Here is a 12590-nt window from a genome sequence, read left to right on the forward strand (position 1 = left end):
GCTTTAACCGGACACCGTCATGGGTACGGAAGGACGCCATGACGGTGTTCGGCTTCCACGCCTCCCACGAGCAGATCCATCCGAGCCGCCTGCTGGAGGCGGTGGTGCACGCCGAACGCGCCGGCTTCGACGCCGCGATGTCGTCGGACCACTTCTCGCCGTGGAGCACCCGGCAGGGCCAGTCCGGGTTCGCCTGGTCCTGGCTGGGGGCGGCGCTGCAGGCCACCGGGCTGCCGTTCGGGGTGGTCAACGCCCCCGGCCAGCGTTACCACCCGGCGATCATCGCGCAGGCGATCGGCACCCTGGGCGCGATGTACCCGGGCCGGTTCTGGGCGGCGCTGGGCACCGGCGAGGCGAGCAACGAGCACATCACCGGCGACGGCTGGCCGCGCAAGGACGTGCGGACCGCCCGGTTGCGGGAGTGCGTGGAGGTGATCCGGGCGCTGCTGGCCGGCGAGGAGGTCAGCCACGACGGCCTGGTCCGGGTGGACCGGGCGAGGCTGTGGACCCGGCCGGAGGAACCGCCGGCGCTGATCGGGGCGGCGGTCAGCGTGGCCACCGCCCGGTGGTGCGCCGAGTGGGCGGACGGCCTGATCACGGTGAACGCGCCGACCGCGCACCTGCGCGAGATGATCGACGCCTACCGGGACGCGGGCGGGCGGGGGCCGCTGCACCTGCAGGTGCACGTGAGCTGGGCACCGGAGCAGGCCGAGGCGGAGGCGATCGCGTACGAGCAGTGGCGCAGCAACGTCTTCGCGCCGCCGGTCTGCTGGGACCTGGACACCGCCGAGCACTTCGACGCGGTCAGCGAGCGGGTGCCGATGGAGCAGGTCGCCGAGGTGGTGAACGTGTCGGCCGACCTGGGCCGGCACGTCGGCTGGCTGGAGGAGTACCTGTCGCTGGGCTTCGACCAGATCGCCCTGCACCACGTCGGGCAGGAGCAGCGCGCCTTCATCGACACGTTCGGCGCGGAGGTGCTGCCGAAGCTGCGCGCCACCGGGTGATCACCCCGGCCCCTCCGTACGCCTAGGCTGCTACTCCATGGAAGCTCTGTTCGAGGTCGTGGTCTTCCTGGCGATCGCGACCTTCGGTGCCGCGCTGGCCCGCAAGCTGGGTCTGCTCGCGCCGATCCTGCTGGTGGTGCTCGGCCTCGGGCTGTCCTTCCTGCCGGGCTTCCCGCACGTGCGGCTCGATCCCGACCTGGTGCTGGTGGGCATCCTGCCGCCGCTGCTCTACGTGGCGGCGTTGGAGACCTCGGTGCCGGCGTTCCGGCTCAACCTGCGGCCGATCCTGCTGCTCGCGGTGGGGCTGGTGATCTTCACCGCGTTCGTGGTGGGCACGGTGGTGCACCTGTTCCTGCCCGAGCTGCCGTACGCGATCTGTGTGGCGCTGGGCGCGGTGGTGGCGCCGCCGGACGCGATCGCGGCGACCGCGGTTGCCCGACGGGTGGGTCTGCCCCGCCGGGTGGTGACCATCCTGGAGGGGGAGAGCCTGGTCAACGACGCCACCGCGCTGGTGCTGCTGCGGGTGGCGATCGTCGCGGCCACCGCCAGCGCCGGCTCGGTCAGCTTCGGGTACGTGGCGCAGGAGGTGGTGGTCGCCACCGGTGGCGGGGTGCTGGTCGGGCTGTTGGGCGTGGTGGTCTTCGGCTACCTGCACAAGCGGACCACCGACCCGCTGCTGGACAACGCGCTGTCGCTGATCGTGCCGTTCGCGGTGGTCTTCGCGGCCGAGGAGATCCACGCCTCCGGGGTGGTGGCGGTGGTGGTGACCGGGTTGGGCATCGGCCACAAGATGCCGCTGCTGCTGTCGGCGGCGTCCCGGTTGCAGACCGGCGCGTTCTGGCGGCTGGTGCAGTTCCTGTTGGAGGGGCTGGTTTTCCTGCTGGTCGGCCTGCAACTGCCCGAGGTGCTGCGGGATCTCGACGAGCCGACCGGCCGGCTGGTGGGGATCACCGCGGCGGTGCTGGCGGCGGTCTTCCTGGCCCGCTTCGTCTGGGTCTTCCCGGCCACCTACCTGGCCCGGCTGGTGCCCCGGGTCCGGCAGCGCGACCCTGGCCCGCCGGTGCAGTTCCCGATCGTCATCGGCTGGGCCGGGATGCGCGGGGTGGTGACGCTGGCCGCCGCGCTGGGTCTGCCGCTGACCCTGGCCGGGGAGCAGCCCTACCAGCGGGCGCTGTTCATCTGGCTGGCCTTCGCGGTGATCGTGGCGACGCTGGTCGGGCAGGGGGCGACCCTGCCGTGGGTGGCCCGCCGGTTGAAGCTGCCCCCGGACGACCCGGTGGCCGACGCGCTCTCCGCCGCGACGGTGCAGCAGCAGGCCGGCCGGGCGGCCCGGGAGAAGCTGGACGAACTGGCCGAGGGCGCGCCGCCGGCCGTGGTGGAGCGGTTGCGCGGGCTGGTGCAGAGCCGCACCAACCTGGCCTGGGAGCGGCTCGGCGGCAGCGACCGGGAGACGCCGTCGCAGGCGTACGGTCGGCTGCGGCAGGAGATGATCGACGCCGAGCGGGAGGTCTTCCGGGCCGCCCGGGACGAGGGACGGATTCCCGAGGAGGTGCTGGTGCGGGCGTACCGCGACCTGGACCTGGAGGAGTCGTTGTTGCGACGGGAGAGTGACTGATGAGCTGTGCGCACCTGACCGGGGCGGGAACCGCCGAGCCGAGCGTCACCGACGCCTGCCCGGAGTGCGTGGCCGTCGGCAACGACGACTGGGTGCACCTGCGGTCGTGTGTGGAGTGTGGGCAGGTGGGGTGCTGCGACTCGTCGCCGTACCAGCACGCGACGAAGCACTTCGAGTCCAGCGGGCACCCGGTGATGCGGTCCATCCAGCCGGGGGAGTCCTGGCGCTGGTGCTTCGTCGACGAGGAGATCGGCTGAGCCGTCCGGTGGTGGCGGTATGACGTAACCGCTATTCGACCGGGTTCCGACCGACCGCATAACATCGGTGAACTTCTATCGATGGGAGGTCGGACGATGCGCCGACGACAGTTCTCGCGTACCGCCGGGACCCTGCTGGCGCTGGTGCTCACGGCGACCGGCGTGGTCGCGGCGGGCGGCGGCACGGCGTCCGCCGCCGCGCGGACGGTCTACTACGACGCGAGCCGGGCCGGGGAGTTCCGCACCAACTTCGACCAGGCCGCGACGATCTGGAACAGCTCGGTGGCCAACGTCCGGCTGGTCGCCCGCACCCCCGGCAACATCACCATCTACGTCGACACCGGCTGGCCCCGGGCGCAGACCACCAGCCTGGGCAACGGCCGGGTCTGGATGGGCACCCAGGCCGTCGACCAGGGGTACGACCGGACCCGGATCGCCACCCACGAGATCGGTCACATCCTCGGCCTGCCGGACAACCGGACCGGCCTGTGCACCGACCTGATGTCGGGCAGCAGCGCGCCGGTGTCGTGCCGCAACGCCACGCCGAGCGCCGCCGAGGCGTCCCGGGTCAACGCGTTGTTCGCCGGCTCGCTCACCGCGCCGGCCGGGGTCAGCTACGTCTGGCGTGGCGACGGTGCCCCCGCGCCGGTCGCCGTGGGTGCCCCCGCCGGCTCCTGAGCCCCCCGTCGGTCCATGGTGGAGGGTCGTTCCCGCCGCTGGGCGGGAGCGGCCCCGGTGGGCGTCGCCGACCGGGGTCCGGCCCGTCGGTGACGCCGCTCGATCTCCCGGTGCCGAAGGGTTGCGACATGATCACACGGCGTAGCAAGATGACTCCGGATATCCAGGATGTCCGGGAGGGTCAGGATGAATCTGGCAGTCAAAGAGGCGATGGCCGAGGCGGGTGAGACGGCCGAGAGCCTCGCCGCCCGCATCGGGGTCGACCCGAAGACCGCCGCGCGCTGGGCCAGTCAGGGGCGGATTCCCCAGACCCGGCATCGTGCCGAGGTCGCCGCGCTGCTCAAGCGGGACGTCCTGGACCTCTGGCCCGACCTGCACAAGCGGCACGAGCCGGTGTGGTTCCGGCCGTGGGCCGACATCGAACGCGAGGCCGTCGTGCTGCGCGGCTTCGAGCTGGCCTGGGTGCCCGGCCTGCTCCAGACCGAGGCGTACGCGCGGGCCACCCTGGCCGGGGAGACCCTGACCGGGCAGGAGGTCGACCAGCTCATCACGGCACGCCTCACCCGCCAGGCGATCCTGCACCGCGACCGCCCGCCGCTGCTGGTCGCCGTCATCGACGAGTCGGTGCTGCACCGCCCGGTGCCGGGCCGGCCCGAGCTGATGCGTGAGCAGTGCGCCCACCTCGCCGCCTGCGCCGAGCTGCCGACCGTACAGGTGCACGTGGTCCCGGCCGAGACGGGCATGTACGCCGGCCTCGGCGGCCCCTTCGTCGTCGCCGAGCTGGACGACGGCACCCGGGTGGCACACGTCGACGGGCAGGTACGCGCGCAGATCATCGACCAGCGCGCCGATATCGCTGTCCTGGAACGCCGGTGGGCGCGCATAGTGGGGGAGGCCCTACCCCGGGCGCGATCCCTGGAACTCGTCAGGAAAGCGGCGGCATCATGGAGCTGAGCGGCGCGCGGTGGCACACGAGCACCAGGAGCGGCAACAACGGTGGCAACTGCGTCGAGGTGGCGGGCAACCTGCCCGGCGTCGTCCTCGTCCGCGACACGAAGGACCGCACCGGCGGCATCCTGGCCTTCACCCCTGACGCCTGGCGTGGCTTCCTGCGCCTGGCCCGGTCGACGCGACAGGCCGGCTGACCGGCCCACCCGCCGTCGGTCACCGGGTCGGCGAGGTGCCGGTCAGGGCGCGGGATGGTGGCGCAGCGCGGCGATGAACCAGTCCAGCACCGGGGTCAGGGTGGGCGGCGCGGTCCAGCCGTTGACCGCCGCGAGGAGCTGGAAGTACCGCTCGGTGCGTGGGTCGTTGGCGACCTCCAGCCGGGCCAGCAGCGCGCTGCGGTAGCCGGCGTCGTCGACCCGGTCGAAGACCTCGCCGTACGCGCAGACCAGCGCGGCCACCACGTGGCCGGCGCGGGGCGACTCGGGGGCGATGCCGGCGGCGCGGGCCAGTTCGACGGTGTCGCGGACCCGGTGGGTGAGGTCACGGACCATCGCCACCACCTCGGGGTGGGCGTCGCCGACGGTCTCGTCGACGAACTCGTGGACGATGCGCCGACGCTCGGCGTCGGAGATCGTGGTCTGCTCGGGCATCGGACTCGTCTCCACTGCTGGGCCGGGCGTGCCGGGCGGTCGGGCGGGGGCGCCGGGCGGTCGGGGGACGACCGCCCGGCGCGCTCGGACCCCGGGTGGCAGCCCGGGGTCCGAGGGTAGGAGTGCCGGTCAGGACACCGTGCAGGCGACGCCGTTGACGGTGATCAGATCCGGTTCCGGGTTGGCCAGCGTGCCGGTCCTGGCGAGCAGACCGAAGGTGATGCTGGCGCCCGGCGCGATCTTTGCGTTGTACGACTCGTTCTTCGCCGTCACGGTGGCCCCGGACTGGGTCACCTTCGCCGACCACGCCTGGGTGACCTTCTGGTCGCCGGTGTAGGCGTAGCGCAGGGTCCAGCCGTCGATCGCGGTGTCACCGGTGTTGCGCAGGACGACCTGGGTGTTGGAGCCGTCCGGCCAGGTGCCGTGCACCTGGTAGCTGACCGCGCAGGTACGCGGGGCCACGGCCTTGGCCTCCCCCTGGTCGGCGAGGAACGACGCGAGCCAGGCCAGCGCCGAGTTCCAGTTGATCGCCACCTCGTTGGTCGAGTACGAGTTGATGTCGTCGACGTAGCAGAACATCGGCGCGCAGCCCTTGAGCAGCTGGGCGACGAACGGGTCCTGCAGGGCGGCGTTCGGGCCGCCGGCGAGCGAGCCGACCGGCGGGTTCGGCATGGCCGGGTTGAGCTGGTTGCCGAAGATCCGGCTGTGCTGGTTGCGTGCGTTCTGCTCGCCCCAGCCGGTGACGAACGACATGTTCAGCGCGTTGCGGCCGAGCAGGTAGTCGCTCGCCTGCACCGCGCCGTCCCGGTACTTCGCTTCCCGGGTCAGGTCGAACGCGGTGGCCAGCACGACCATGTTGTTGATGATGTTGCTGTTGCTGCCCCAGACGTAGCTGGCCGCCTCGCCCGGCACCGGCAGGCCGTACGCCTGGGCGTGCAGGGTGGTCAGGTAGTTGTCGGCGGCGGCGGTGACCGAGGCGCGGACCCGGGCCTTGTCGGCGGCGGGCAGGCCGTTGGGCACGGTGGCCAGGTCGAGCCGGCCGACCGCGGCCACGCTCTGCCAGCTGAACGCGCCGCCCGTGGCGAACACGTCGCCGGTGTGGTGCGGCGAGGCGGTCAGGTCGTCCAGGTACGCCTTCTTGCCGGTGGTCAGGTACAGCTCCACGGCGGCCCAGTAGAACTCGTCGGTGACGTTGTTGTCCTCGTAGGCCCCGCCGCCGATGCCGTCGGCCGGGTCGGCGTAGACGGCCGGGTGCGCCTTGGCGGCGGCGTACGCGCTCGTCGCGGCGGTGCCGCAGCGGGCGGCGAACGTCGCGTCGTACGGGGCGAACAGGCGCTGGCACTGCGCGGCGACGGCGGCCAGGTTCAGCGTGGCGGCGGTCGACGGCGGGTGCAGCTCACGCGGCTGCGCGTCGTCCTGCGGGGCGAGCGGCAGACCGGTCCACGCCTTGTCGTGGATCTTGTGGTGGACCATCCCGGCCAGCGGCTTGCCGACCGGCACCTGCATCCGGAGCAGGAACTCGATCTCCCAACGGGCCTCGTCGAGGACGTCCGGCACCGCGTTGCCGCGCTCGGGCACCCGCAGCGTCGAGTCGCCCAGCGCGGCGCCACCGGCGGCGGTCTCCGCGGTCTTGGTCCGCTCGAAGGCGCTCAGCAGCTGGTAGGCGGCGATACCGCCGTTGACGACGTACTTGCCGTGGTCGCCCGCGTCGTACCAGCCGCCGCGCACGTCCAGCGTGTAGTCGCAGACGCCGGGCTGGCAGGGGACCTGGGTGTCGCCCTGGTTGGGGGCCACCCCGAGGTGGCCGGCCGGGCGGGCGTACTCCTCGCCGATCAGGTCACCGTCGATGGCGATGCCGCTGCGCTGGGCGTAGAAGAACTGCATCGCGTCGGCCCGCAGCCGGTCGTAGAGGTCGCCGGAGATGTCGAACGGGTGGCTGGTCTCCCCGTCGGCGACCAGCGTGTAGCCGGTGCCGGGCGTACGGAAGGACGAGAAGTCGACGGTCTGCACGTTCTGCCCGGAGGCGGCGTCGATCCCGCGCGGGGTGCTCTGGCCGCTGGCGACGACCGTGCCGGCGGCCGACTTGAGCTGCCAGGGCAGTGCCTCGGTCGACTCGGTCACCACGGTGGCGTTCTTCGGGCCGCCGGGCAGGTAGCCGACCTGGTTGACCCGCACCCGGGGGCCGGTGTCCGGCACGTACGGCGGGGCGGCCTCGCCACCGCGCAGCGAGACGTTGTCCAGGCAGAGCCGCTGCTCGGCGGCGGCTCCGCCGACCTGGAAGATGAGCTGGGCGTTGGGGTTGTCGTCCGGGACGGTGAAGGTCTGCTCGACCCGCTTGGTCGTCGGATTGGCGACGGCCGGAACGCTCGCGTACGACGTGTAGGGGGCGCTGCCGAGCTGGAGCACGGCGTTGACGGAGAGGCCGGGGGTGGCCGAGATGTCGAAGCTGAGCTTGTACTCCGCGCCGGCGTTGAGCCGGACCCCGTCGTGGCCGATGCCGGCGTCCCACGGGTTGACCAGCCCGGCGGGGACGGTGACGCAGAGCTGGCCGTCGACGACGTCGAGCGGGCCGGTGCCGTAGGAGAACCAGGGCGCGACGCCCTCGCTGAAGTCGCCGTTGCTGATCTGCTCGGGGGCGTCCGGCGGGACCTCGGCGTGGGCCACGCCGGTGCCGACGCCGGTGAGGACCAGGGTCGTCGCTGCCAGTACCGCGAGATGCCGCCGACGTCGTCGGGTCAGGATCACGGGATTCCTTTCCGGGCGGAAGGGTGGTGATGGAGGTGTGCCGTCGATGCCTGTCGCTGGGAGCGCTCCCAGCTATCAGCCAGATGTTTCCAGCGCGTCTCGTCCCTGTCAATCGATTCGACTGGATGACCTTCGGGCTGGTCGAGGCGGCCCGGACCGACGCCGACGGCAGTGAGATTCGCCGCGCCACGCGCAGTCGTCCTGATCTCCTAGAGACAACAACACCCTCCGCCTGGCAGGCTGCCACCCATGACCCTGAAGCTTCGTTCCGTCGGGACGAGCGACCGTGGGCTGATCCGCAGCGGAAACCAGGACGCCATGCACTCCGGAGCCTGGCTCGTCGCCGTCGCCGACGGCATGGGCGGGATGGCGGCCGGCGACCTGGCCAGCCGGATCGCCATCGACGCGGTCGCCCCACTGGACGTGGAGACCCCCGAGGACGCCCTGGTGGCGGCGTTGCAGACCGGCATCGAGCTGGCCACCGCGCGGATCAACCAGGCCGTCCAAGAGGACCCCGAGCGGCAGGGCATGGGCACCACACTGACCGCCCTGCTGTTCTCCCGCACCGGCAGCTGCCTGGCGCTGGCCCACGTCGGCGACTCCCGGGCCTACCTGTTCCGCGAGGGCACCCTCAAACAGGTCACCCGGGACGACACCTTCGTCCAGATGCTCGTCGACCAGGGCGTGATCAGCCCCGAGGAGGCGTCCAGCCACCCCCGGCGCGCCGTGGTCACCCAGGCGTTGCAGGGCGAGCAGGTCTCCCCGTCGTACGCCACGATGGTGCCCCGGGCCGGCGACCGCTGGCTGCTGTGCAGCGACGGCCTCTCCAACGTCGTCCGCCCGGACACCCTGACCGAGGTGCTGCGGGAGACCCCGGACCGCCAGGACTGCGCCCGCCGACTGATCGATCTCGCCCTGCGGGCCGGCGGCCCCGACAACATCACCGTGCTCATCGCCGACGTCGTCGACGAGTGACCACCGAGCGGCGCACCGCGCCGGCTCAGCGGCGGCGGTGCGCCGTGTGCCGGGTCGGCGCGGCCGTGACCGGGTCCTCCGGCCAGGGATGGCGCGGGTAACGCCCGCGCAGTTCCCCGCGCACCTGCGGATAGCCGGTACGCCAGAACGACGCCAGATCGGCGGTGACCGCGACGGGCCGGCCCGCGGGGGAGAGCAGGTGCAGCAGCACCGGCACCCGGCCGTCGGCCAGCCGGGGCGCCTGCTGCCAGCCGAACGTCTCCTGGAGCTTCACCGCCAGCACCGGCGCGGCCGGATCGGCGTAGTCGACCCGGACCCGGGAGCCGCTGGGCACCTCGATGCGTTCCGGGGCCAGCTCGTCCAGCCGGCCCGCCTGCGGCCAGGGCAGCAACCGGCGCAGCGCCCCGGCCACGTCGATCCGGGCCAGGTCGGCCCGGCGGCGGGCGGTGGCCAGCTCCGGCCCGAGCCACCGGTCGGCGGCGGCGAGCAACGCGTCGTCGGAGACCTCCGGCCACGGCCCGCCCAACGCCTGCCGGCAGAACGCCAGCCGCTGACGCAACGACCGGGCCGCCGGGGTCCAGGTCAGCAGGTCCAGTCCCGCCTGGCGGAGGCCGTCGGCCAGGGCGGCGGCCAGCAGCTCCGGCGTCGGCCGGGCCAGCGGGCGACTGACCAGCTCGATCGCTCCGAGCCGGGTCACCTGACGGGCCAGCACGTCGCCGTCGACCCAACCGACCTCGCGGTCCTCGCTCACCAACGCCCCGCCGACCTCCCGGGCGGTCGCCTCGTCGAGCGGGGCGGCCAGCCGGACCCGGGCGGTCGGCGCGCCCGGCGAGCGGTCGGCCACCGCGACGGCCAGCCAGCCCGTCCCGGTCAGCGCCGATCCGGCGGCCAGCTCGGCCCCCGTCCCACCCGCCATCAGGTACGACGTCCCACCGGCCCGACGTAGCCGGGCCAGCCGCTCCGGGTGGGCCAGCCCCACCAGCAGCCCGGCCGCCAGGTCATCGGGTAGCCACCCGCCGCCACCGCCCCGCTCGGTGTCGGACAGGGCGGCGCGCAGCCGGCGTACCTCGGCGCGCCAGCGGGCGGTGGCACCGGGGTCGGTGTCGTCGCGTAGCCGCCGCCACGCGGCGGTGAGGTCGTCGTGCCGCCCGGCCAGGCCGTCCTCGGCGAGCAGGGCGACCAGCTCGGCGGCCCGGTCCCGACCGATCCGGACGGCACCGTCGAGCAGGGCCCGGCCCAGCCGGGGGTGGGTGCCGGTGGCGGCGATGGCCCGTCCCCGGGCGGTCACCCGACCGTCGGCGTCGACCGCGCCGAGGGCGGTCAACGTCTCCCGGGCCACGGTCAGCGCGGCGGGCGGCGGGGGATCGGGCAGCGCCAGGCCGCCGCCGTCCGGGCTGCCCCAGGCGGCCAGGTCCAGCGCGAAGCCGGTCAGGTCGGCGGTGGCGATCTCCGGCCCGGGTTGCGCGGCGAGCCGGCCGTGGGTCGCCTCCGACCAGCAGCGGTAGACCACCCCGGGGCCCTGCCGGCCGGCCCGGCCGGCCCGCTGCGTCGCGGCGGCCCGGGACACCGGCACGGTGACCAGCGCGCCCAGCCCCCGGGCGAGGTCGGTGCGGGCCACCCGGGCCAGGCCGGCGTCGACCACCACCCGGACCCCGGGCACGGTCAGGCTGCTCTCCGCGACCGAGGTGGCGAGCACCACCCGACGCCGGTCGGCGGGGCGCAGCGCGGCGTCCTGCGCGGCGGCGGGCAGCCGCCCGTGCAGCGGCAGGACGGCCACCCGGTCGGTCAGGTCGGTCAGCCGGCGGGTCACCGCCCCGATCTCGCCCGCCCCGGGCAGGAAGACCAGCAGGTCGCCGTCCTGCTCGTGCAGGGCCCGCCGGACGGTCGCGGCGACATGGTCGAGCAGCAGCGGATCGACCCGTCCCGCGCCCGGTGGCGCGACCGGGCGCGGCGGTGGCGTGAAGACCCGGGTGACCGGGTGCAGGGCCGCCTCGGCGCGCACCACCGGGGCCGGCGTGTCACCGCCGAGCAGCGCGGCGAACCGGTCCGCCTGCGGGGTCGCCGACATCGCCACCAGCCACAGCTCGGGCCGCAGCGCCGCGCGGGCCTCCACGGTGAAGGCCAGCGCGAGATCGGCGTCGAGTTGCCGCTCGTGCACCTCGTCGAGCAGCACCGCGTCGACCCCGGGCAGCTCGGGGTCGCGCAGCAGGCGGCGGACCAGCAGGCCGGTGGTGACCACCTCGATCCGGGTGGCCGGCCCGACCCGCCGGTCGCCGCGCACGGCGTACCCGACCCGGTCGCCGACCCGCTCACCGAGCAGGTCGGCCATCCGCCGGGCCGCCGCCCGGGCGGCCACCCGGCGGGGCTGGGCGACCAGCACCCGCCCGGCCACCCCGTCGGCCACCGCGAGCGGGGCCAGGGTGGTCTTGCCGGTGCCGGGCGGGGCCACCAGGACCGCGCTGCCGGTGCCGGTCAGCGCCCGCAGCAGCGGTGGCAGCGCCGGCCGGACCGGCAGGTCGAGGGGTACGTCACGGAGCACGGCTGCCACTGTGGCACGCCCGGGGTCAGCCCCGGCGTACCGCCTCCATGCCGGCGACGAAGGCTGTCCAGGCGTGGGCGGAGAAGACCAGCGCGGGGCCGCACCGGTCCTTGCTGTCGCGCACCGCGATCCGGTCGTCGGTGGAGGCGATCTCCACGCAGTTGCCGTTGCCGCTGCTGCGACTGCTGGTCCGCCAGTCCATCATGGACAGAGGCAGCGCCTGCATTCCCGTACCTTCCGTTCCCCCCGGGCGTGCCGCAATGCGATCACGCAAAGTGACGAGCAGCCTCCTCCAGGCGGGCCAGAGACGCCGCCGGATCCAGTGCCATCCGACACAGCTCCTCGTGCACAAGGGTATACCCGCGTACGTGTCCCGCTTCCTCCAGCGCCAGACCCAGCGTGAGATTGTCCAGGTAAACCACGGAATTGTCGGCCGCGTCGGCAAACGTGATGATCACGTACGGAGTGCTCATCGCGGGGTGCCCACCGGACGCGAACGGAAGTACGTGACATGTCACGTTCGGTGATCGGGCGACCCGGGCCATGTGGGTCAACTGCTCCGCCATGACGGCCGGCCCGCCCACCGGGCGCAGCAGCACCGCCTCGTTGAGGACCACCGACAACTCGACTGCGGGCGAGTCCCGGTGCAGCACCTCCTGGCGGCGCAGCCGGGCGGCCACCTTGCGCTCCAGCCCCTCCTCGCCGGCCGTACGACGGAACATCTCCCGGGCGTACGCCTCGGTCTGCAGCAGCCCGGGGACGGACTCCGCCTCGTAGGTGCGCAGGCTCTCCGCCTCGGCCTCCAGCCCGACGTAGAACTCGAACCACTCGGGCAGCACGTCGCTGTAGTTCTGCCACCAGCCGCGCTGCTGGGCGCCCCGGGCGATCTCGATCAGCGCCTCGGCATCGACACCGGTCACCTCGTAGAGGGCCAACGCGGCGCGGACGTCCCGGGGCTTGATGCCGATCTGGGCGTTCTCGATCCGGGACAGGTTGCTCTTGGACATGTCGAGTTGGCGGGCGGCGACGTCCAGTGTCATGCCCGCGCGTTCCCGCAGTTGGCGGAGTTCACGGGCGATGCGGCGGCGGCGAACAGTGGGGCTGACGGTCACCCTCCGAGTCTGTCACGACAAGATCCGCAGGTCGCATGAGTACGGAGTGCAACCACCGAATCTGGGA

General features: G+C 73.5%; 11 protein-coding genes and 1 pseudogene. 7 read left to right on the top strand and 5 right to left on the bottom strand.

The annotated features are described in order from the left end of the window. Positions 1-38 precede the first annotated feature (38 nt). From JQN84_RS26360 to JQN84_RS26385, 6 genes and pseudogenes are all read left to right on the top strand, one after another. On the top strand, positions 39-1004 hold the full coding sequence (locus JQN84_RS26360) for a TIGR03885 family FMN-dependent LLM class oxidoreductase (RefSeq protein ID WP_204961261.1): 966 nt from the start codon (positions 39-41) through the stop codon (positions 1002-1004). Positions 1005-1041: 37 nt separating this feature from the next. Next, positions 1042-2619 carry a Na+/H+ antiporter gene (locus JQN84_RS26365; protein ID WP_204961262.1) on the top strand — a complete coding sequence of 526 codons (1578 nt, stop codon included), beginning with the start codon at positions 1042-1044 and terminating at the stop codon, positions 2617-2619. Continuing rightward, complete coding sequence (locus JQN84_RS26370; protein WP_088646235.1) at positions 2619-2876, top strand: UBP-type zinc finger domain-containing protein; 258 nt, start codon at positions 2619-2621, stop codon at positions 2874-2876. Before JQN84_RS26365 ends, JQN84_RS26370 begins: the two co-directional genes overlap by 1 nt. A gap of 96 nt (positions 2877-2972) precedes the next feature. Beyond that, positions 2973-3536, top strand: a pseudogene (locus JQN84_RS26375) (snapalysin family zinc-dependent metalloprotease); the annotation flags it as partial. 204 nt (positions 3537-3740) lie between these two features. After that, the gene (locus JQN84_RS26380; RefSeq protein WP_204961264.1) at positions 3741-4508 is read left to right on the top strand and encodes a Scr1 family TA system antitoxin-like transcriptional regulator; all 768 of its coding nucleotides are present in this window, start codon (positions 3741-3743) and stop codon (positions 4506-4508) included. Then, the gene (locus JQN84_RS26385; protein WP_204961265.1) at positions 4499-4699 is read left to right on the top strand and encodes a DUF397 domain-containing protein; all 201 of its coding nucleotides are present in this window, start codon (positions 4499-4501) and stop codon (positions 4697-4699) included. The genes JQN84_RS26380 and JQN84_RS26385 overlap by 10 nt, the downstream gene beginning before the upstream one ends. A gap of 42 nt (positions 4700-4741) precedes the next feature. Here the strand turns inward: JQN84_RS26385 and JQN84_RS26390 are convergent, their stop codons facing one another. Both JQN84_RS26390 and JQN84_RS26395 read right to left on the bottom strand, forming a co-directional pair. Beyond that, positions 4742-5152, bottom strand: a complete 411-nt coding sequence (locus tag JQN84_RS26390) for a hypothetical protein (RefSeq protein ID WP_204961266.1) — start codon at positions 5150-5152, stop codon at positions 4742-4744. 129 nt (positions 5153-5281) lie between these two features. Beyond that, positions 5282-7891 (bottom strand): glycoside hydrolase family 9 protein, encoded by a 2610-nt coding sequence (locus tag JQN84_RS26395; protein WP_204961449.1) that lies wholly within the window; start codon positions 7889-7891, stop codon positions 5282-5284. A gap of 255 nt (positions 7892-8146) precedes the next feature. On the opposite strand from JQN84_RS26395, the gene JQN84_RS26400 reads away from it, so the two are divergent. Next, positions 8147-8872 carry a PP2C family protein-serine/threonine phosphatase gene (locus JQN84_RS26400; RefSeq protein ID WP_204961267.1) on the top strand — a complete coding sequence of 242 codons (726 nt, stop codon included), beginning with the start codon at positions 8147-8149 and terminating at the stop codon, positions 8870-8872. A gap of 25 nt (positions 8873-8897) precedes the next feature. Here JQN84_RS26400 and hrpB read toward each other — a convergent pair whose 3' ends face one another. From hrpB to JQN84_RS26415, 3 genes are read right to left on the bottom strand one after another with little or no spacing between them, the layout of a single operon-like run. Continuing rightward, positions 8898-11411, bottom strand: coding sequence for an ATP-dependent helicase HrpB (hrpB, locus tag JQN84_RS26405; protein ID WP_204961268.1), 2514 nt, complete (start codon positions 11409-11411; stop codon positions 8898-8900). Between the two features lie 25 nt (positions 11412-11436). Beyond that, positions 11437-11637 (bottom strand): DUF397 domain-containing protein, encoded by a 201-nt coding sequence (locus JQN84_RS26410; RefSeq protein ID WP_204961269.1) that lies wholly within the window; start codon positions 11635-11637, stop codon positions 11437-11439. A 40-nt stretch (positions 11638-11677) separates the two neighbouring features. Further along, on the bottom strand, positions 11678-12523 hold the full coding sequence (locus tag JQN84_RS26415) for a helix-turn-helix domain-containing protein (protein WP_204961270.1): 846 nt from the start codon (positions 12521-12523) through the stop codon (positions 11678-11680). Between the last annotated feature and the right edge of the window lie 67 nt (positions 12524-12590).

Source organism: Micromonospora humidisoli (assembly GCF_016900955.1).
Classification (GTDB): Bacteria; Actinomycetota; Actinomycetes; order Mycobacteriales; family Micromonosporaceae; genus Micromonospora; species Micromonospora wenchangensis.

Coding starts and splice junctions, on each gene's coding strand:
- JQN84_RS26360 (WP_204961261.1), top strand. CDS start 39: ATGACGGTGTTCGGCTTCCACGCCTCCCACGAGCAGATCCATCCGAGC.
- JQN84_RS26365 (WP_204961262.1), top strand. CDS start 1,042: ATGGAAGCTCTGTTCGAGGTCGTGGTCTTCCTGGCGATCGCGACCTTC.
- JQN84_RS26370 (WP_088646235.1), top strand. CDS start 2,619: ATGAGCTGTGCGCACCTGACCGGGGCGGGAACCGCCGAGCCGAGCGTC.
- JQN84_RS26380 (WP_204961264.1), top strand. CDS start 3,741: ATGAATCTGGCAGTCAAAGAGGCGATGGCCGAGGCGGGTGAGACGGCC.
- JQN84_RS26385 (WP_204961265.1), top strand. CDS start 4,499: ATGGAGCTGAGCGGCGCGCGGTGGCACACGAGCACCAGGAGCGGCAAC.
- JQN84_RS26390 (WP_204961266.1), bottom strand. CDS start 5,152: ATGCCCGAGCAGACCACGATCTCCGACGCCGAGCGTCGGCGCATCGTC.
- JQN84_RS26400 (WP_204961267.1), top strand. CDS start 8,147: ATGACCCTGAAGCTTCGTTCCGTCGGGACGAGCGACCGTGGGCTGATC.
- JQN84_RS26410 (WP_204961269.1), bottom strand. CDS start 11,637: ATGCAGGCGCTGCCTCTGTCCATGATGGACTGGCGGACCAGCAGTCGC.